General features: G+C 63.7%; 17 protein-coding genes. 1 reads left to right on the top strand and 16 read right to left on the bottom strand.

All coding sequences use genetic code 11. The features are described 5' to 3' along the window. Window positions 1-10: 10 nt before the first annotated feature. The 15 genes from U9R80_RS12270 to U9R80_RS12200 all read right to left on the bottom strand — a co-directional run bounded on the left by U9R80_RS12270 (window position 11) and on the right by U9R80_RS12200 (window position 15,290). Entirely contained in the window at window positions 11-1,207 is a 1,197-nt protein-coding gene (locus U9R80_RS12270) for an acyl-CoA dehydrogenase family protein (RefSeq protein WP_301843434.1), read from the bottom strand. Window positions 1,208-1,379: 172 nt separating this feature from the next. Further along, window positions 1,380-2,531, bottom strand: a complete 1,152-nt coding sequence (locus tag U9R80_RS12265; protein ID WP_301843433.1) for a thiolase — start codon at window positions 2,529-2,531, stop codon at window positions 1,380-1,382. Beyond that, complete coding sequence (locus tag U9R80_RS12260) at window positions 2,528-2,920, bottom strand: Zn-ribbon domain-containing OB-fold protein (RefSeq protein WP_301843432.1); 393 nt, start codon at window positions 2,918-2,920, stop codon at window positions 2,528-2,530. Before U9R80_RS12260 ends, U9R80_RS12265 begins: the two co-directional genes overlap by 4 nt. Window positions 2,921-3,587: 667 nt before the next feature. Next, entirely contained in the window at window positions 3,588-3,884 is a 297-nt protein-coding gene (locus U9R80_RS12255; RefSeq protein WP_324805048.1) for a hypothetical protein, read from the bottom strand. A gap of 31 nt (window positions 3,885-3,915) precedes the next feature. Then, window positions 3,916-4,383: a PaaI family thioesterase gene (locus tag U9R80_RS12250; RefSeq protein ID WP_301843056.1), complete on the bottom strand. Its 468-nt coding sequence runs from the start codon at window positions 4,381-4,383 to the stop codon at window positions 3,916-3,918. Window positions 4,384-4,402: 19 nt separating this feature from the next. Further along, the gene (locus U9R80_RS12245) at window positions 4,403-5,371 is read right to left on the bottom strand and encodes an NAD(P)H-dependent flavin oxidoreductase (protein ID WP_301843055.1); all 969 of its coding nucleotides are present in this window, start codon (window positions 5,369-5,371) and stop codon (window positions 4,403-4,405) included. A 29-nt stretch (window positions 5,372-5,400) separates the two neighbouring features. Then, complete coding sequence (locus U9R80_RS12240) at window positions 5,401-6,813, bottom strand: coniferyl aldehyde dehydrogenase (protein ID WP_301843054.1); 1,413 nt, start codon at window positions 6,811-6,813, stop codon at window positions 5,401-5,403. A 29-nt stretch (window positions 6,814-6,842) separates the two neighbouring features. Then, window positions 6,843-7,643 carry an enoyl-CoA hydratase/isomerase family protein gene (locus U9R80_RS12235; RefSeq protein ID WP_301843053.1) on the bottom strand — a complete coding sequence of 267 codons (801 nt, stop codon included), beginning with the start codon at window positions 7,641-7,643 and terminating at the stop codon, window positions 6,843-6,845. 25 nt (window positions 7,644-7,668) lie between these two features. After that, complete coding sequence (locus tag U9R80_RS12230; protein ID WP_301843052.1) at window positions 7,669-8,817, bottom strand: acyl-CoA dehydrogenase family protein; 1,149 nt, start codon at window positions 8,815-8,817, stop codon at window positions 7,669-7,671. Between the two features lie 78 nt (window positions 8,818-8,895). Beyond that, on the bottom strand, window positions 8,896-9,729 hold the full coding sequence (locus U9R80_RS12225; RefSeq protein WP_301843051.1) for an SDR family NAD(P)-dependent oxidoreductase: 834 nt from the start codon (window positions 9,727-9,729) through the stop codon (window positions 8,896-8,898). A gap of 17 nt (window positions 9,730-9,746) precedes the next feature. Continuing rightward, window positions 9,747-10,163, bottom strand: a complete 417-nt coding sequence (locus U9R80_RS12220; protein ID WP_301843050.1) for a MaoC family dehydratase — start codon at window positions 10,161-10,163, stop codon at window positions 9,747-9,749. Window positions 10,164-10,173: 10 nt separating this feature from the next. Further along, a complete protein-coding gene (locus tag U9R80_RS12215; protein WP_301843049.1) occupies window positions 10,174-10,617 on the bottom strand; it encodes a MaoC family dehydratase N-terminal domain-containing protein in 444 nt (147 codons plus the stop codon). Window positions 10,618-10,645: 28 nt separating this feature from the next. Continuing rightward, window positions 10,646-11,830, bottom strand: a complete 1,185-nt coding sequence (locus tag U9R80_RS12210; protein WP_301843048.1) for a lipid-transfer protein — start codon at window positions 11,828-11,830, stop codon at window positions 10,646-10,648. 34 nt (window positions 11,831-11,864) lie between these two features. Then, entirely contained in the window at window positions 11,865-13,421 is a 1,557-nt protein-coding gene (locus U9R80_RS12205; RefSeq protein ID WP_301843047.1) for a long-chain-fatty-acid--CoA ligase, read from the bottom strand. A 180-nt stretch (window positions 13,422-13,601) separates the two neighbouring features. After that, a complete protein-coding gene (locus U9R80_RS12200; RefSeq protein ID WP_301843046.1) occupies window positions 13,602-15,290 on the bottom strand; it encodes a GMC family oxidoreductase in 1,689 nt (562 codons plus the stop codon). Between the two features lie 328 nt (window positions 15,291-15,618). On the opposite strand from U9R80_RS12200, the gene U9R80_RS12195 reads away from it, so the two are divergent. Further along, on the top strand, window positions 15,619-18,366 hold the full coding sequence (locus tag U9R80_RS12195) for a LuxR C-terminal-related transcriptional regulator (RefSeq protein ID WP_301843044.1): 2,748 nt from the start codon (window positions 15,619-15,621) through the stop codon (window positions 18,364-18,366). Between the two features lie 56 nt (window positions 18,367-18,422). Here the strand turns inward: U9R80_RS12195 and U9R80_RS12190 are convergent, their stop codons facing one another. Continuing rightward, window positions 18,423-19,844, bottom strand: a complete 1,422-nt coding sequence (locus U9R80_RS12190; protein ID WP_301843042.1) for an MmgE/PrpD family protein — start codon at window positions 19,842-19,844, stop codon at window positions 18,423-18,425. Window positions 19,845-19,904: the final 60 nt, after the last annotated feature.

Raw genomic sequence — 19,904 nt, 5'->3', positions numbered from 1 at the left:
GAGCAACCCCTTACAGTTCGAGAATCATTTTCGAGACGATGTTCTTCTGAATCTCGTTGGAGCCGCCGTAGATCGAGAGCTTGCGCATGATGAAATACTGGCTGGCCAACGTTGCGCTGTAGTCGGTATGCAACAGCTCGCCGGCATAGCTCTGCTCCAGCTCCTCTTCCAGGAACGGCAGGGCGTACGGGCCGATGACCTTGCGCAACAGATGGGTGATGGCCTGGCGAATTTCGGTGCCCTTGACCTTGAGCAGCGAGCTCTGCGCGCCGGTTTCGCCACCTTCCTGGCTGGCGGCGAGGATGCGCAGGTTGCTCATCTCGGTCGCCTTCAGCTGAATCTCCACCTCGGCGATCTGGGCGCGCAGCAGCGGGTTATCCAGCAGCGGCTTGCCGTCGCACAGTTGCTCCTGGGCAATCACCTTGAGCTGTGCAATCAGCGCCTTGGAGAAGCCGACGCCGGCAAGGCCGGTGCGCTCGTGGGTCAGCAGGTATTTGGCGCAGGTCCAGCCCTGGTTCTCTTCACCCACCAGGTTGGCCACCGGCACCCGCACGTTGTCGAAGAACACTTCGTTGACTTCGTGTTCGCCATCGAGGGTGACAATCGGGCGCACGGTGATGCCCGGGGTCTTCATGTCGATCAGCAGGAAGGAAATGCCCCGCTGCGCCTTGGCCTCAGGGTCGGTGCGCACCAGGCAGAAGATCCAGTCGGCGTGCTGGGCCAGCGTGGTCCAGGTTTTCTGGCCATTGACCACATAGTGATCGCCGTCCCGCACGGCGCGGGTTTTCAGCGAGGCCAGGTCAGAGCCCGAGCCGGGCTCCGAGTAGCCCTGTGCCCACCAGTCGGTGCCGTCGAGGATACGTGGCAGGTAATGGGCTTTCTGCTCGGGCGTGCCGAACTTGATGATCACCGGCCCGACCATGACAACGCCGAACGGCAGCACCCGCGGCGCACCGAACTGGGCGCATTCTTCATCGAAAATGTGCTTCTGGATAACGCTCCAGCCGGTACCGCCCAGCTCCACCGGCCAGCCGTTGGCGTACCAGCCGCGTTCGTTGAGGGTGCTCATCCAGCCGCAGATATCGGCCTTGGACTGGCGTTTGCCGAGTTTGACCTTGGCTGCCAGGCTAGCCGGCAGTTTTTCACGCAAAAAGCTTCTTACCTCCTCACGGAAGGCAAGTTCATCGGGGGTGAAATGGATGTCCATTGAGACTCCTCGAGCCGTCGAGACGCACAGGCAGGCCCTCGGCGACAAGGGCCGCCTGCGCGTGGTTTCTTGTTGTTGTGCGAACCTGCGGCGAGTATTGAATGGCTCACCTGTCGAGGCTCTAGATCGTTCGGACCAATTTGCGCCCGTACTCCCTTTCCCGGGCCTGCACTCAGAGTGCGTTTTCGCTGCCCAGGAAGGCGGTCACCTGGCTCGACAACGTGCCGCCGTTGCCATGCAGCAACGCAATGTCGGCTTTCTTCAACTGACGCGCACCTGCCTCTCCGCGAATCTGGCGCACGGCCTCGATGATCAGGAACAGGCCGTACATGCCCGGGTGAACGCAGGACAGTCCGCCGCCATTGGTGTTCACCGCAAGGCCGCCGCCCGGGGCGATGTGCCCGCCCTGGACAAAGCGCCCGCCCTCGCCCTTGGGGCAAAAGCCCAGGTCTTCGAGGAACAGGATGGTATTGATGGTGAAGGCGTCATAGAGCATCACCAGGTCGATGTCGGCATGGCTTACCCCGGCCATTTCCATCGCCCGTGGCCCGCTTTCGGAGGCCGCCGTTACCGTCAGGTCCGGCATCGCCACCACCGAGCGGTGCCACTGCGCGCCGGCAGCGCCCAGGAAGTAGGCCGGCTTGCGCTGCAAGTCCCGGGCACGGTCGGCGCGTACCAGCACACACGCGGCGCCGCCATCGGTCACCAGGCAGCAGTCGGCGGACGACAGCGGATCACTGACCATGCGGCTGGCCATCACATCATCCAGCGTCAACGGCCCGCGGGCGAAGGCCTCCGGGTTGAGGTTGGCCCACTGGCGCGCCGATACCGCGACTTCCCCGAGCATTTCCCGGGTGGTGCCGTACTGATGCATATGCCGGCTGGCCGCCAGGCTGTAGGAGGTGATCGGATGGCGCGGCTTGTAGAACGCCTCGTGCCACTGCGGTTCACTCATCGAGACCAGGCGGCCACCGGCAGTACGCTGGTTCGAGCCGTAGCACACCAGTGCGGCATTGCACAGGCCGGCTTCCAGCGCCAGGGTCGCCTGCAGCAGGTGCATCTCGAAGCTGGAGCCGCCGATGTTGGTGCCATCCACATAGGACGGCTTGATCCCCAGGTATTCGGCCACCGACAGCGTCGGGAAGGCATGGGAACTGGTGGCGGCAAAAATGCCGTCGATGTCCTGCAACTGCAGGCCGGCATCGGCAATCGCCTGCAGCGATGCCTGACCCAGCAGCTCCATGGCACTGAAACCCTTGGCTTCACCTACACCAGCGGTGCCGATGCCGACAATGGCGGTCTTGCCGCGAATGGCCTGGTTCATGCCGCTACCTCCTCGAACACATCGAACACCACCATGGCGACGCCCTCCTCCTCGATAATCCGCGCCTTTACCCGGCTACCGATCGGTGCCGTCTCACGGCCTTCGATGCGCGACATCATGCGCGGGCCTTCGTCGAGGTCGATCAGTGCCACGTTGTGGCTGCCGGTCCGCGCCCGGTTGACGGTGATGGCATAAATGGTCCCGGTGCCCTGGGCTTCTTCCCACACCAGGTCGGTTTCGCCGGTGCCTGGAATCAGCACCCGCGGGTAAAACACATAGCGGCCGCTGGACAGGCTGCGCTGCAGCATGAAGCGACCCTGGCTCAGAAACTCGAGGTACTGCTCCTGTGGGCCAAGCGCGGCCGCTGCAGTGGCTAGGATTTCATTCATGAAATGCTCCAAATGAGGTGGATCAATTAGGTGGACAAATTAGGTGCTTCACGGATTTACGGGTTTGATGTCGTTTGTGGCTTTGTGGCTTTGTGGCTTTGTGGCTTTGTGGCTTGTGGCTTGTGGCTTGTGGCTTGTGGCTTGTGGCTTGTGGCTTGTGGCTTGTGGCTTGTGGCTTTCGCGGACTTATCCATTTGCCAAGGCGGCGCCGAGTCACCTTTGCGCCCTTACGGCGCCTTACTTTTTTTCAGTCGAAAAAAAAAGTAAGCAAAAAATTCTCGCCCCACCAGGGGCCCTACGCTTCGCTCCGGGTCCCCTCTCTCCGGTGTCGCTACGGGGTATCGCGGCCTACGACTTGCTTCGCCAAGTCTACGTCTCGCGACTTCGGCTAGCGCCGAAGGTGCTTCGCACTCACCCCTACACGACACCTACGCTCGGCCCTTCTGGTTAACGGGGCAGGTAGATCAAAAGCAAGATCAAAAGCAAAAGCAAAAGAGCAAAAGCAAAAGCAAAAGAGCAAAAGCAAAAGCAAAAGAGCAAAAGCAAAAGAGAGCCGTGCCTACTGATTCACCGGGGTCCAAAAGCAAGAGCGCAGCGAATTGTGCTCTTGATCTTGATCCACCCGCCCCGTTAACCAGAAGGGCCGAGCGGAGGTGTCGTGAAGGGGCTAGCGCGAAGCGCCTTCGGCCGTGGCCGAAGTTGCGAAGCGTAGAGTTGCTTGCAACTCGTAGCTCGCAATGCCCCGTAGCGACACCGTAGCGAGGGGACCCGGAGCGAAGCGCAGGGCCCCTGGTGGGGCAAGAATTTTTTGCTTACTTTTTTTTCGACTGAAAAAAAGTAAGCCGCCGTAAGGGCGGAAGGGGCCAGTGGCGTCACCCCACAAAATGGATAAGCTCACAGCCACCACCACCACCACCACCACCACCACCACCACCACCACCACCACCACCACCACCCAAGTCAAACTTTCCCGACAATCCATGAAGAACCATAAATCAGGTGATTTCGGGTTTGCTCGTCGGCACGCCTGCGGCGGCGACGAAAATCGCGTTGCCCTTGGCAATCAGGCGCTCGCCGTCCTTGAGCACACAACTGGCGTTGGCAAGGCGCGCCCCCATCTTCTGGATCTCGACCGTGGACTCGATCCAGGACCCGGGGTACGCCGGGCTCAGGTATTCGATGTTCAGGCTCACCGTGACCGGCGGACGCTCAGCTTGCGCGGTCAACTTGAGCGCCATGCCGAAGGAGGTGTCGATCAGGGTCGCGAGCATGCCGCCATGGGCAAAACCCAGCGGATTCAAGTGACGCTGCTCGATACGGGCGCCCATGCTGCGGCGCTGGCGATTCACGTAAATGGCACCGATCGACGGGACGAAACCGCTGCCCTGCATCGGCTCGAAGCCTTCCGGTACATCGTTGCCCTGCTCTGTGGCAGGGCGGGTGTGAAGTGCGGGGGTATCCATGACAGCTCCTTCCAAAGGCTCAGCCCATCAAGCCCTGGGCGCGGTGCAGGCTGTCGCGGCAGTCGCGGACCATGCGTTCGATCAGCTCGGCGCAGGTCGGTACATCATCGATCAGGCCAACGCACTGGCCGGCCGTGATGATCCCGTCCTCGTGCTGCCCGGACTCCAGCGCCGCACGCCCACGGGCACCCGCCACCAGGTGGCGGATGTCCTCGAACTGCGCATTGCCGCGCTTTTCGATGCTCACCACCTCTTCGGAAATCGGGTTGCGCAGCACCCGTGCCGTGTTGTGCAAGGTGCGGAAAATCAGCCGTGTATCGCGTTCGCTGGCGGCCACCAGGGCCTGCTTGATGTCGTCGTGAATAGGCGCTTCGCGGGTGGCGCAAAAACGCGTGCCCATGTTCACGCCTTCCGCCCCCAGGGTCAGCGCGGCGGCCATGCCGACCCCGTCGGCGATACCCCCCGAAGCGATCACCGGCACGCTCAGTTGGCGAGCCGCCAGCGGGATCAGCACCAGCCCCGGAATATCGTCTTCGCCGGGGTGCCCGGCACACTCGAAGCCGTCGATGGACACCGCATCGACGCCCAGGCGCTGCACGGTCAGGGCGTGACGCACCGCCACACACTTGTGGATCACGGTCAGCCCGGCCGCCTTGGCCCGGGTGATGATTTCGCCCGGGTTGTTGCCGGCGGTCTCCAGCACCTTCACGCCGCTGTCGATAATGGCCTGCAGGTACAGCCCATAAGGGGGCGGATTGATCGACGGCAGCAAGGTCAGGTTGACCCCGAACGGCTTGTCGGTCATTTCCCGGCAACGGGCAATTTCGGCAGACAGTGCTTCAGGCGTAGGCTGGGTCAGTGCGGTGAGTATCCCAAGGCCCCCGGCATTGGAGACGGCGGCCGCCATCTCGGCCCGGCCAACCCACATCATGCCGCCCTGGATGATCGGGTAGCGAATGCCCAGCAACTCGGTAATGCGCGTTTTCATAAGCGTCTCTCGTCTTCGTGGGCGCTGGCTCAGCGGCTAATCAGCGAGTTCACCAGATGGCGAACCTGTTCAACGTACGGCGGGCGCATCAGGTCCGGGCCGTCGGCCGCGCGCAGCACGGCCTTGGCATGGCTGAAGGTGCGAAAGCCGTCCCGGCCGTGATAGGCCCCCATGCCGCTGGGGCCGACGCCACCGAACGGCAGGCTCTCGACACCGACGTGGCGGATGACATCGTTCAGCGTGACCCCGCCGCTGGTGGTACGGCTGAGCACCAGTTGCTCTTCGGCCGGGTCGCTGCCGAAGTAGTAAAGGCCCAGCGGACGCGGGTGCGCGTTGATGTAGGCGAGCACCTCGGCCAGGGTCTTGTAGGGCTTGATCGGCAGCAGCGGGCCGAAGATTTCGTCCTGCATCACCAGCAGATCGTCGCCGGGGTTGTTCAGCAAGGTGGGGACCATCTTGTGGTGGGCTTGCTGGCTGAAGTCTTCGCCGGCGGGGTTCAGCTCGATCAGCTCGACACCGGCCGCTTGCGCCTGCTCCAGGTAGCCCTGCAAACGCTGGAAATGCCGGGCATTGATCAGCGAGGTGTAGTCGGGGTTGTCCAGCAAGCGCGGGAAGTACGTGGCCACCACGCGCCGGGCCGCAACGATAAAGTCCTGCAGCGACTCTTCGGGGACGAACACGTAGTCCGGGGCCAGGCAGATCTGCCCGGCGTTGTGCAGCTTGCCGGTGATGATCTTGGTGACGGCGGCGTCGAAATCGGCTGAACGTGAAATGATCGTCGGCGATTTACCGCCCAGCTCCAGGGTCACCGGCACCAGGTTCTCGGCAGCGGCGCGCATCACATGCTTGCCGACACTGGTCGCCCCGGTGAACAACAGATGGTCGAACGGCTGGGCGCAGAACGCCTGGCCGACCTCGGGCCCACCGGTCACCACCGCCACTTCGCTTTCGCTGAATACCGAAGCGATCATCCGCGCCATCAGGGCCGAGGTATGCGGGGTGAATTCAGACGGTTTGATCATCACCCGGTTGCCCGCCGCCAAGGCGCCGGCCAGGCCGCCAAAGGCCAGGTTGACCGGGAAATTCCAGGGGCTGAGGATGCCGATCACACCCAGCGGCTGGTACTGCACCCAGGCCTCGCCACGGTCGGTGTGGCGGGGCTCGGGTTTCATCCATTCACTGAGCTGGGCCTTGGTCTGCTTGAGCGTCATCAAGGGCGACAGCACTTCGGCCACGCGGCTGAAGTCTTTGCTGCGCTGGCCAAAATCGGCACACACCGCCTCGACGATTTCTTCCTGGAAATCCACCAGCAGGCCGATTGCGCGGTCGATCAGCTCGATCCGCTGGGCGGCGCTCAGGGGTGCCTGCGCCAGCACGCTGGCGCGCTGTTTGTCGAGGATCGAACGAATGGCAAGCGGACTCGTGTTCTCAATGCTGCTCATGGCACACCTCCTGTGGTGATGACTGTCGTTTACCGGTTGCCGGGCTGTGCCAGCGGCCACCGGTACAACGGCGGCTGTTTGCTGGCAAAGCGCGCCGTGGCCTGTTGCAGGTAGCTGGAACTCATGGCCACGGCCTGGCTGCTGGCTTCAGCGTCGAGCTGGGTGGCCAGATCGCTCTCGAACGAGCGTCCCAGCAGCCGCTTGGTCATGCCAAAGGCGCAGCCAGACATGTTCGCCATGCCACGCGCCAATTCCTCGGCACGGCTGTGCAACAGCTCGGCAGGTTGCACCTCCAGCGCGATACCCAGCGCCAATGCCTGCTCGGCGCCGATTTCAGCCGCCGAGTACACCAGTTGCTTGGCTTTCTGCAGGCCGACAATGCGCGGCAGAAAGTAGGAAGCGCCCAGGTCTGGTGCCAGCCCGACCCGTGCAAAGGCCATGCAGAACCGCGCCCGTTGCGAGGCGATGACAAAATCCGCCGCCAGCGCCAGGCTGAAGCCCGCGCCGAAGGCAACGCCATCGACGGCCGCGACAACCGGGCGATCAAAGTCGGCCAGGGCACTGAGCAACCGATTGTTGTCGACCATGCGCTGGCGTATCGCGTCGGCCTCGACCGCGCCTTGCATGCTGCCCAGATCGCCGCCCGAGCAGAAATCGCTGCCGGCACCGGTCAGCAGCAGTGCCTTGACCGTGGGGTCGCGGCGCAGGGCCGCCAGTGCCTCAAGCAGTTCGGCGAACATCTGCGCCGTCAGCGCGTTCTTGCGCTCGGGGCGGGACATCACCAGCGTTGCCAGACCCTGGTCAACGCCCACTTCAATGGTTGTATTCATGCCTGTACCCTCGCCACGCGCGCACCTACAAGGTGCGAGCGACCAGTTCCTTCATGATTTCGTTTGAACCGCCAAAGATCTTGCCAACGCGCGCGTTGACGTACAGACGGGCGATCGGGTACTCGGTCATGTAGCCGTAGCCACCGTGCAACTGCAGGCACTCGTCGATCACATTGCAGTTCTGCTGGGTGCACCACCACTTGGCCATGGCGGCGGTTTCAGGGTCGAGCTCGCCCTTGAGCACCTTGACCATGCAGTCGTCGACAAAGCGGCGCGCGACGGTGGCAATGGTCTTGCACTCGGCCAGCTTGAAGCGGGTGTTTTGCAGGTCCAGCAACGACTGGCCGAACACTTTGCGCTGGCGCACGTACTCAGCGGTCTCTTCGACTGCACGCTCCATGGTGCTGACCGCGCCCAGGGCGATGATCATGCGTTCCTGGGGCAGTTGCTGCATGAGCTGGGTAAAGCCTTTGCCCTCCTGCGGCCCCAACAGATTGGCGCACGATACGCGCACGTCATCGAAGAACAGCTCGGTGGTGTCCTGGCCTTTCTGGCCGATCTTTTCCAGGATGCGGCCCCGGCGGAAGCCCTTGAGGTCCTTGGTTTCGACGACGATGATCGAAACGCCCTTGGCGCCTTTTTCCGGATCGGTCTTGGTCACCACCAGAATCAGGTCGGCGTGGTAGCCGTTGCTGATAAAGGTCTTGGAGCCGTTGATGACATAGCTGTCGCCATCACGCACGGCGCGACACTTGATGCTCTTGAGGTCGGAGCCTGCACCCGGCTCGGACATGGCGATGGCAGCCACCAGCTCACCGCGGGCCATCTTCGGCAGCCAATCGAGCTTTTGCGCTTCGCTGGCATAGCGCAGCAGGTAGTGAGCCACAATGCCGCTGTGCACATTGGTGCCAAGGCTGGTGCTGATTGCCCGGCTCTGCTCCAGGGTCACGATCGCGTCATGGGCGAAGGTGCCACCGCCGCCGCCGTATTCTTCCGGGATGCTCGGCAGCAACATGCCAAACTCACCGGCCTTGAGCCAGGTTTCACGGTCGACGTGCTGCTGCTTGGCCCAGCGCTCTTCGTGCGGGGTCAGCTCATTGGCAATGAAGCGACGGATCGAGTCCTGGAAGATCACCAGTTCATCGGTGATCCAGGGAGAGGTTTGCGCACTCATGAAAGCTCCTCGGCAATTCGGTCAAACCACAGAAAAGGCGTGAGCCGCCCCGCCGATGCAGGGCAGCTCGCAGGTCAGTTACGGACGTCCGCCGCCCACGACCAGTACCTGGCCAGACACGTAGTTGGACTCGGGGATGCAGAACAGGTACACCGAGCCTGCGGCTTCCTGCGGGGTGCCGGCACGGCCCATGGGAATCATCGACTCGATGTTCTTCATCAATTGCGGGTTGACCCCGACCTTGATCTGCTTGCCGTCGATGTCCAGGGTGGAGGTGTTGCCCTCACCGGCGGTGGCTTCGGTCAGGCGGGTCTTGATCAGGCCGAAGGCAACGCTGTTGACGCAGACCTTGTAGCGACCCCATTCCTTGGCCAGGGCCTTGGTCAGGCCGTTGATGGCCGACTTGGCTGCCGAGTAGTTGGCCTGGCCGGCGTTGCCCATCACACCCGACACCGAGGAGATGTTGACCACTTTGCGGAACACTTCCTGGCCGGCCTCGGCTTCATGCTTGGCGCTTTCGCGGAAGTAGTCGCTGGCGGCGCGCAGGATGCGGAACGGGGCGCTGACGTGCACGTCCATGATCGCTTCCCACTGCTCGTCGGTCATTTTCTGGATCACGTTGTCCCAGGTGTAGCCGGCGTTGTTGACGATGATGTCCAGGCGCCCGAAGGACTCCAGTGCGGTCTTGACGAAGCGGTCGCCAAAGTCCTTGTCGGTCACGCTGCCAACGCAGGCCACCGCTTTGCCACCGGCGGCGATGATTTCTGCCACCACTTCTTCGGCCGGCGCTGCGTCCAGGTCGTTGACCACGATGGCTGCACCGTCTGCGGCCAGTTTCAGGGCGATTTCGCGACCGATGCCACGGCCGGAGCCAGAAACGATAGCCACTTGGTCTTGAAGTTTATTGCTCATGTTGTGCTCCTTGTTGTTCATGCGCCCAGGGCCACGATGGCTTCGCCGGACAGTTTGATTTCGCCTGCCTGATTGCGGGTGGTGACTTCCAGGCGCACAGTGCCGGTCGCTGCATCCGTCTCCACCACGGTGCCCGAGCAGGTCACCGCGTCGCCCAGTTGGGTGATGGCGACAAAGCGCACCGAAAAGTGCTGGATCGCTTCCTGAGGCACCCATTCGGTCAGCAGGCGACCGAGGTAGGCCATCGACAACATGCCGTGGGCGAACACATCGGGCATACCGGCCTTGCGGGCAAAGTCGAGGTCGACGTGAATCGGGTTGTGGTCACCCGAAGCGCCGCAGTACAGGGCCAGCGCCAGGCGACTGATCGGCTCGCTGGTGAACGACGGCAATTGGCTGCCTGGCTGCACATCGGCAAATTTGACCGGCTGCATCACTGACTCCTTATCCATTGCGCACCACCAGGCTGTTACGCAGCTCGGCGACCAGTTCACCGCTTTGCCGGGTGACGCGGGTTTCACGCACGACAAACTCCAGGGCGCCGCCCTTCTTGTCGTAGATGTCGACGATCCGCGACTCGAAATGCAGGCAATCGCCGGCATACGCCATCTGGTGGTACTTGAAGCTCTGCTCGCCGTGCAGCACCTTGCCGATGTCGATGTTCAGCAAGTCCATGGTGGCGCGCGGGTTCGGCGCCTCCATGTCCAGGCAGAACAGGAAGGTCGGCGGTACCGGCAGGTTCGGGTAGCCGGCGTCCTGCGCCGCAGCCGGGTCGGTGTAGCGCGCGTCGCGCTGGCCGGTGGCCTTGGCGAAGAAGCGCAGGCGACCGGCTTCCACGCTGACGTTGTGACTCGACACCACGGTGCCGATATGACTTTTGTCGATCATGCAGACATCTCCGGTTCAGGGGCGCAGGTCACTGACGCTGGTACAGCGTGACCACACAGGCGCCACCCAGGCCCAGGTTGTGTTGCAGGGCCAGACGCGCACCCTCCACCTGGCGCGCTTCGGCGGCGCCGCGCAGTTGCCAGGTCAGCTCGGCGCATTGCGCAAGGCCGGTGGCCCCCAGGGGGTGGCCTTTGGAGAGCAGGCCGCCGGACGGGTTGGTGACCACGCGCCCGCCGTAGGTGTTGTCGCCCTCGAGGATGAACTTCTCGGCGCTGCCTTCCGGGGTCAGGCCCAGGCCTTCATAGGTGATCAGCTCGTTGGCGGTGAAGCAGTCATGCAGCTCGACCACGTTGATGTCGGTCGGCGCCACACCGGCTTGCTCGTACACGCTCAGCGCGGCGTTGCGGGTCATGTCGTAGCCCACCACTTTGCGCATGTCGCCTTCGTCGAAGCTGCTGTTGCGGTCGGTGGTCATGGCCTGGGCGGCAATCACCACGCGGGTATCCAGGCCGTGCTTCTTGGCGAACGCTTCGGTGCAGAGCACCGCGGCAGCGGCGCCGCAGGTCGGTGGGCAGCACTGCAGGCGGGTCATCGGGTCGAACACCGTCGGCGAGGCCATGATCTCTTCCAGGCTCAGCGGGTTGCGAAATACGGCGAACGGGTTGTTGGCGGCGTGCTTGCGAGCCTTGACCGCGATGCGACCGAAGATTTCCGGGCTGATGTCGTACTCACGCATGTAGTCGCGGCCTGCACCGCCGAAGAACTGCGCGGCGCGCGGGGCTTGCGGGTCGAAGCCCTGGAGGTCGGTCATGACCGAGGCGAAGCGCTCCATCGGGCCTGGACGATCGGTCCACGCGCCTTTCAGTGGGCCGGGGACCATCTGCTCGAAGCCCAGGACGATGGCACACTCCACCGCGCCGCTCTGCACCGCCTGACGCGCCAGGAACAAGGCCGTGGAGCCGGTGGCGCAGTTGTTGTTGACGTTGACGACCGGAATGCCGGTCAGGCCTACGCCATACATGGCAGCCTGACCCGAGGTCGAGTCGCCGAACACGTAACCGACGTAGGCTTGCTGTACCAGGGCGTAGTCGATACCGGCATCGGCCAGTGCCTGCTTCGCGGCATTGGCACCCATGACCGGATACGTATCGCTTTGGCCCGGCTTGGTGAACGGGATCATGCCGACGCCGGCAACCACAACTTTATTGCTCATGTCTTACTCCATCAGGGTCAAGGGTTGGCCGGGATCAGTTGACTGCTCGGGCCTGGTCTTTCCAGTAGGGTTCGCGCAGGTCGCGCTTGAGGATCTTGCCGGCGGCCGACAGCGGCAATGCCGCCACGAAGTCCACGGATTTCGGGCACTTGAAGCCGGCGATATGGCTGGCGCAGTGTTCACGCACCTGGGCTTCGGTCAGTTCGCTGCCTGGGGTGAGCACCACCACCGCATGCACTGCCTCACCCCAGCGCTCGTGGGGAATGCCGATCACCGCGCACATGGCGACTGCGGGATGGCGGGCGATGACGTTCTCGACTTCGGCGGAGAACACGTTCTCGCCGCCGGTGACGATCATGTCCTTGAGGCGGTCGACGATGAACAGATAGCCGTCCTCGTCCATGTAAGCGCCGTCACCGGTGTGCAACCAGCCGTTTTTCAGGGCCTTGGCGGTTTCTTCCGGACGGTTCCAGTAGCCCTGCATGATGTTCGGGCCGCAGGCGACGATTTCACCCACGGTGCCGCGTGGAACTTCATTGCCATGTTCATCGACCACTCGGACCATGCCGCCGTAGCCACCCTGCCCGACGCTGCGCACGCGACCGCTGGCAATGCCTTCGGGGCCATGGCTGGAGTGCGGGCTGACCGACACCACCGGCGCGGCCTCGGTCAGCCCGTAGGCGTGCATGAACTCAATGCCGGGCAGTGCCGCCATGGCCTTATCCAGCAAGGTTGGCGAAATGGGCGATGCGCCATAGGCCAGGCGCTTGAACGAACTCAAGTCGTAGTGGGCGAAGTCCGGGTGCATGACCACCGCCTGGAGCATGGTCGGCACCAGCAGCATCTCGTTGACTTGTTCACGCTCGATGGTTTGCAGGATTTCCAATGGGTCGAAAGTTGGAATCAGCACATGGGTGCCGCCGACCACGAACATCCCCACTGCACGGGCCATGGCCTCGGTGTGAAACAGCGGTGCGACATGCAGGCCCCGGCTGTTTTCCAGGGACGGAAACTGCGCAGCGCGGGCGATGGCCGATGACCACAGGTTCATGTGCGATTGCATGACACCTTTGGGCAAGCCCGTGGTGCCGCCGGTGTACATGATCGACGCCAGGTCGTTGCCACCGCGCCCCGCATCGGCAATCGGTGCGGTTTCAGCGATCAGTTGCTCGTAGGCGTACATGCCTTCCGGCGCCGGGCCGTCGCCAGCATGGATGACAATCGGTGCGCGACGGGCCGTGGCGCAGATCTGCTCGACCATCGGCAGGAAGTGATCGTCGACGATCAGGATGCCGGTATCGCAGTCGTCCAGGGAGAACACGATCTCCGGGACGCTCCAGCGAATATTCACCGGATTCAACACACCGCCACCCCACCAGGTGGCCAGCATGTATTCCAGGTAGCGGTCGGAGTTGAGTGCGAGCATGCCCACACGATCGTCGCCGTTCATCCCAAGCGCACGCAACGCGCCTGCCAGCCGGCTGACCCGCTGCCCGAGCTCGCGATAGGTCTGGCGGCGGCCACGGTAGATCGTGGCGAGTTGGTCCGGCTCTTGTTGCAGCATGCGCTGCAAGCCTTGGGTCAGGTACATGGTCGAGCTCCTGAAGCTGTTGTTCTTGTGGGTTTGATACTAAGGAGAGTGCGACCGATCAGCGTCGATCAAAGGGATGAACCTGACCGGGGATTTGCACTGGTCCGAATGAACTAGGGGAGTTCCCGAGGGTGCACGTGCCGCAGACCAGGACGGTTTGCGGCACGTGGATCGTGGCGGCTAGGCCAGCGCTGGTCGTGATCTGTCGCCCGCGGCGGCAGGCGCGCGGCAGTCGGCGATGATCAGGTCTGCAGCCTTTTCACCGATCATCATGCAGGGGGCATTGGTGTTGCCGGCGACCACCCTTGGCATCACCGAGGCGTCGACCACGCGCAGCCCCTGGACCCCGCGTACCCGCAGTTGCGGATCGACCACGGACGCCGCGTCACTGCCCATCCGGCAGGTGCCCACCGGGTGATACACGCCATCGGCGCGCTCGCGGATGATCTGCTTGATCTGCCGGTCATCGCTGCCGTCGAATTTCAGCCCGGCAAAGTGCAGCGCCTTGCCACCGAAGCGCGCCAGCGCAGGCTGCTGGAGAATGTCCTGGACCTGATGCACGCCCTTGAGCATGACGTCCATGTCGCGCTCATCGGCGAGCATATTGAGCTCGATCAGCGGCGCGTCACGCATGTCGGCCGATGCCAGGCGCACCTCGCCCCGGCTATGGGGGTGCAGGACGCAGACATGGCACGAATAGCCGTGGCCGTAGCGGAACTTGCGCCCATGGTTGTCACCGGCAGACATCACGAAATGCAGCTGGACATCCGGCTCGGCCAGCGCCGGGTCGGTTTTCAGAAAGCCCCCGGCCTCGGTGAAGCTGCGGGTGAAGATGCCTTCGCGCCGGCCGCGGTACTTGATCAGCTCCCACAGATAGCGAAACACGCCACGCACCGAAACCCCGAACAGCTCGGTGCGGAACAGGCGCTTGTGCAAAATCACATCGACGTGCTCCTGCAGGTTCTTGCCGACCTGCGGCGCGTCGACCAGCACCTCGATGCCGTTGTCCTGCAGGTGCTTTGCCGGGCCGATACCGGAGACCATCAGCAGCTGCGGCGAGATCAGGCTGCCGGCACTGAGGATGACCTCCTTGCGGGCACGCAGCACGTATTCGCGACCATCCTTGAGCACCACGACACCCACTGCCCGGTGCCCCTCGAACAGCACCCGCAGTACCTGCGTGTTCACGTGGACATGCAGATTGGCGCGACCGCCATTGAGCTGGCCATCGCCCGTGTTGCCCTGGTGCAGGTAGGCGCGGGCCGCGTTCCAGCGCTCGCCGTTGCGCTGGGTCACCTGGAAGTAGCCGACGCCTTCCTGGGTGGGGCCATTGAAGTCGTGGTTATAGGCATGCCCGGCGCTGCTGGCCGCCTCAAGGAAGTGCCGGGCCATGGCGCAGGGTGAGCGCGGGTCGGTCACGTGCAGCGGGCCGCTACCGCCATGCAAGGGATCGTCATCCCGGCCGGCGACCCGCTCGTTGCACTCGGAGCGCTTGAAATAGGGCAGCACGTCCTTCCAGCCCCAGCCTTCGGCCCCCATGCGTTCCCAGTGGTCGTAGTCCGAGGCGCGGCCCCTGATGTAGACCATGCCGTTGATCGAGGAACTGCCACCCAGGCCCCTGCCGCGCGGCTGATAGCCGGCACGACCGGCCATGCCAGGCTGAGGCAGGCTGTTGTAGGCGTAATTGAATTCACCGGCACGCGGGATCACCAGCGCAATGCCGACCGGCGTCGTCACCAGTGGACGATGGTCATGCCCGCCCGCTTCCAGCAGGGCCACCTCGCCACACTTGGCATCCGCCAGTCGCCCTGCCACTGCGCAACCGGCCGAGCCTCCCCCGACCACGATGAAATCGTAAGCCTGTTCCATTGCGTCACCCTTGTTATTTTATTGTCGGAAAATCGCATAGCCGTTAACGGCAAGCCGTTGCTACATACAGGTCCCAGCCTATGCCGGCGGCCAACGAGAACAATCGTTCAAAGAGGTGAAACGCTGACTAGTCCCTTTGTTGGCGCGGCGCAGCCCGCGGCTGCCGGCAAACGGCAGCACAGCAGCGGTAGTCCGGTGAACTAGTTCGATCGAACGGCATACCTGCCACACTTGCCGTGGCACAATGCAAGACTCAAAAAACAATAAAAGCGGAAACATGGCGGCGTTTTTGCGCGCCCCCCCTCTAGCCCGCTTGCTGGAGATGTGTATGCCCGACGCTTTGGAGCACCAAGACTCAGCCGCCACGGACCTTGGCCATATCAGCCGCGCCAAGGTACTGCACGCCAAGCTTTCAGCCCCGATTGCCGCACCGAGCCATCTTGTCCGCGCCCACTTGCTGGACACCATGGACGCCGTGGCGAACGCCAGGTTGATCCTGGTGCGCGCCGCTGCCGGGTTCGGCAAGACCACCCTGCTCCTGCAGTACCGCGACCGCTGCCTGGCCGCCGGACGCAGTGTGCTGTGGCTGAACCTGGATAAAGCCGACAACGACATTCAACGCCTTATCAGCCATTTGTTCATCGGCATCCGCGACCTGCCCGCCGGTGACGCCCCTGAGAGCGACTCACAACTGGCCAGCCTCACGGCGGCCGAGCAGTCGCAGGAAATTCTGGAGCGCGTCAGCAGTTGCGTGAAACCGTTTTCTATCGTCCTTGACGAGTTTGAAGCCATTGAAAACCCGTCGGTCCTAGACTTCATTCAACGCCTCATAGACGCCCTGCCACCGTGCGGGGTGCTGGTGATTGCCTCCAGGACCACCCCCGACATCGGCCTGGGCCGTATACGCGCACGCGGGCAGTTGGTGGAAATCAACCCCGCCGCACTGCGTTTTTCCCTGGAAGAGGCCACCCGATTCATCCGTGAGAAGCGCCAGCTGACGCTACGCGACAATGAAATAGCCACGCTGCTTCGCTGCACCGAGGGCTGGATCACTGCCATCTACCTGGCCAGCCTCTCGTTGCAGGGCCGCACCGACCCTGCGGCGTTCGTCGCCTCCTTCTCGGGCTCGAACCAGGAACTGGCCCAGTACCTTGCCGAAGACATTCTCGCCAGGCAAAGCGAGGACTGCCGGCTGTTCCTGATGCACACCAGCATTCTCGACCAGCTCAATGCGCCCCTGTGCGATGCGGTCACCGGGCGAAACGACAGCCGGGCCATGATCGAGCACCTTGAGCGCAGCAACCTGTTCATCTTCCCCCTGGACAGCGAGCATCACAGTTTCCGTTACCACAGCCTGTTCGCCAGCTACCTGAAGGGCGCGTTGAACCGGCAGTACCCTGGACGCGCCGCAGCGCTGCACCACGCCGCAGCCCAGTGGTATTTCGCCGCCGACCGGCCGATTCCTGCCATCGAGCACTTGCTGCAAGCCGGTGCCACGGCCGAAGCGGCCAGCCGTCTGGCGATCTACGCCGGGCAACTGATGGCCGAAGCCCGCTCGCGCCTGTTGCTCAGCTGGCTCGATCGGATTCCCTCGACATACCTGGCGCTGCACCCGAATCTCAATGTGGCCTACGCCTGGACCCTGGCCTTGCACCGCCGCTACCGCGACGCCTTGAGAATCGTCGAACAGCTGGAAGCGCGCGCAGAAGATGACGCCCGCGAACTGTTCAAGCTGGAAGCCAGGACCATTCGCTGCATGGTGCTGGCCATCACCGACCAGATAGATGAGTGCTACGTCGCCGGCCTTGAGCATATTGACCAGATCCCGCTCGATGAAGCGTTCCAGTACGGCGTGGTCGTCAACTCGCTGGCGTTCAGCATGCTCGTGACCGGGCGCTATGAAGAAGCACGCCAGCTGTTCGCACGGGCGGTCAAACGCAGCTCGCCCGATCGCGCGACCTACCTGACGCTGGTCACTGGCTGCATCGAAGGCATTCTGGACCTGACTCAAGGGCGGCTGGGCAACGCCCTGGCGCGCTTGCAAGCGGCGGCGCAGCGGCAATGGACCGAGAACGGCAGCAGCGCATTCGGCGGCAAGATCTCGCTGGATATCACCTTGTCGCTGCCGCTGTATGAGGCTGATGCCCTGGAAGAAGTCGAGCACAACCTTGCCGAGGCGCTGCCTCACGCCAAAGACGGCAGCCCGCCGGATTCGCTGATTTCCAGCCATGTGCTGCTGGCACGCATCGCCTACTTGAAAGGCGAGCGAGACACCTGGCTGCGCTACCTGGCCGAGCTTGAACAGATCGGCCGCCAGTCCGGTTCGGACCGGGTGGTGTGCTCGGCCTGGCTGGAGCGGGCCCGCATCGCCACCCTGGAGAACCGCCTGGACGTTGCCGCGCAGGCCCTGCGCTCGGCCAACCTGATCAGCAGCTGGGAGCGTCCCGGCATTCACTTCTACGGCAGCGATGTCGATACGCCGTCAATTGCTCGCCTGCGCCTGCACGTTGCCGAGGGCAACGGCGCGGTAGCCGCCCCGCAACTGCAGGACGCCATCGCTCAGGCCAATCAGTGCCAGCAGTATCGCCGGGCGTTGAAACTGCGCCTGCTGCTGGCCATGGCGCTGGACGGCGCAGGGCAACAGGACGATGGCTTTGCACAGCTGACCGAGGCACTGCGCTTCGCCAGCCACGAAGGATTCTTGCGCACCTTCCTCGATGAGGGGCCGCGGCTGGCCGAACTGCTCCAGCGCTGGGCGGTCTCCCATCAGGCCCGCGCCAGCAGCCTGGGCATCGAGACACGTTTCCTGACCAGCCTGCTGCAACGCGCTGGCAGCGGTGGCGACAGCGGTGCTGCGGTGCCAGGCGATAGCGATGCACGGGAAGCGCTGACCACCCGGGAAATCCAGGTCATCCAGCTATTGGCCGCCGGACTGCGCAACCGGGCGATTGCCCAGAAGATGTTCCTGTCCGAGTTCACCGTGAAATCCCACTTGCGCAACATCAACGCCAAGCTCGGTGCGCAAGGGCGCACCGAGGCGGTGGCCATTGCCCGGGCCAGGGGGCTGCTCGACTGACCCTGGGCCAGGCATCGACGCGCCCGGTCTGACACCGGCGCGTCGACTTCTCCACTTCAACCCGCGACCGACCCGAGGGTGCAACGCTCAGCGGCCTTGGCGTGTGCGCCTGCGCCGCCCTGGCCGGTCGCCATCAAGTCGCTGAGGTTCGGCGTGTTGCGCAGGTTCCAGACGCGCTCGATCAGGGTGGCGGCCTGGTCGGCGCCATGCACGCCGGCATAGGCCAGCAAGCGACGGAACTTGTCCTCCAGCTCGTCGCGCGACAGGGTGTTGTCCGGGTCGCCTTTGGGCGAGTCGATGGCGGCGTGGAGGATGCGTCCGTCGATGCTCAGCACATCGACCCGACCCAGCCAGCGCTGTGGGTAGGCGCCATCGACTTCGGCGTCCAGTTGCATCGTTACCTTGTCGCGAAAGGCGGCGACCCGCGCATCGCTCAGGGCGTAGTGGTCGAACTCGGTCAGGCCCGCCTTGCCGTGGACAGCGATCAGCCCAAGCACGGTGCCCATGGAGAACTTCGCCTGGTGGACGGTTTGCGCAACGCTCACCCGCCCCAGTACATCAATCGCCCCCTGGTGTACGCGGGTAATCACCCGTTCGATATGGTCGTGCTGCAGCCCTTCGCGTTGCATCAGTGCCAGCAGTGCGTCAGCGGCCGGATGGGTGTGACGGCACGAGGCGTGGAACTTGAACGATGTTTCCAGCAGTGCCCAGCGGCTGCCGAGGCGATCAGACAGGCACTCGGGACGCGCATCGCTGGACATGCCCGCCGCCATGCCCTGCTCGCCTTCGAGAATATTGCGTGCGCCGGTCAGGCCATCAGCTGTCAGGTAGGCCGCCAGCAGGCCATCGGCAGCCGCCTTGGCGGTGTGCAGTTGCTTGGAGTCGGCCGCATCGCGCAAAAACTCCCAGAGCCCCGCAGCCTGGGTGCCGGCACTGCCAAGCAGGTTGATGAAGGCTTCTTCGTCGAAGTCCATCAGCTTGCCGACCGCGACCGCTGCGGCCAGCGTGCCGACCGTTGCCGTGGTGTGGAAGATGCGGTAGTGCGAGCGCCCCAGGAATTCACCGATACGGATGCCCGCCTCGTAGCCTGCCACCGACGCCAGCAGCAGCTCCTGCCCGCTCTTGCCCAGGTCCTGGGCGGCGGCCAGCGCTGCCGGGAACACCACCGTGGCCGGGTGCAGTACCGAGCTGTTGTGCAGATCGTCTTGCTCGACCAGGTGCGAGGAAGCGGCGTTCACCAGGGCAGCGAAGTACGGCGAGCTGCGCTGGCCGTTGACCAGAATGCTGGCGCTGCCGTCAGCCGGGCCCATCTTCGCGGCATAGCGCTCGAACAACGGAATCGGGTGCGCGCCCTGGCTGGCCAGTGCCGAGCCGAGCCAGTCCAGGAACAGGTCTTCGGTGCGTGCCAGCACGGCGTCGGGCAATTGGTTGTAGCTCAGCTCGGCCAGAAATGCAGCCAGTGTACGGGTATGACTCACAGTGATTTCCTCTGTAGCGGCGTGGCGGCTCGAGCAGATGCCCGGCCTTCTTGTGCGGAT

It is taken from the genome of Pseudomonas sp. JQ170C (assembly GCF_035581345.1).
Taxonomy (GTDB): Bacteria; Pseudomonadota; Gammaproteobacteria; order Pseudomonadales; family Pseudomonadaceae; genus Aquipseudomonas.
This window is presented reverse-complemented; position numbering and strand designations above follow the sequence as displayed.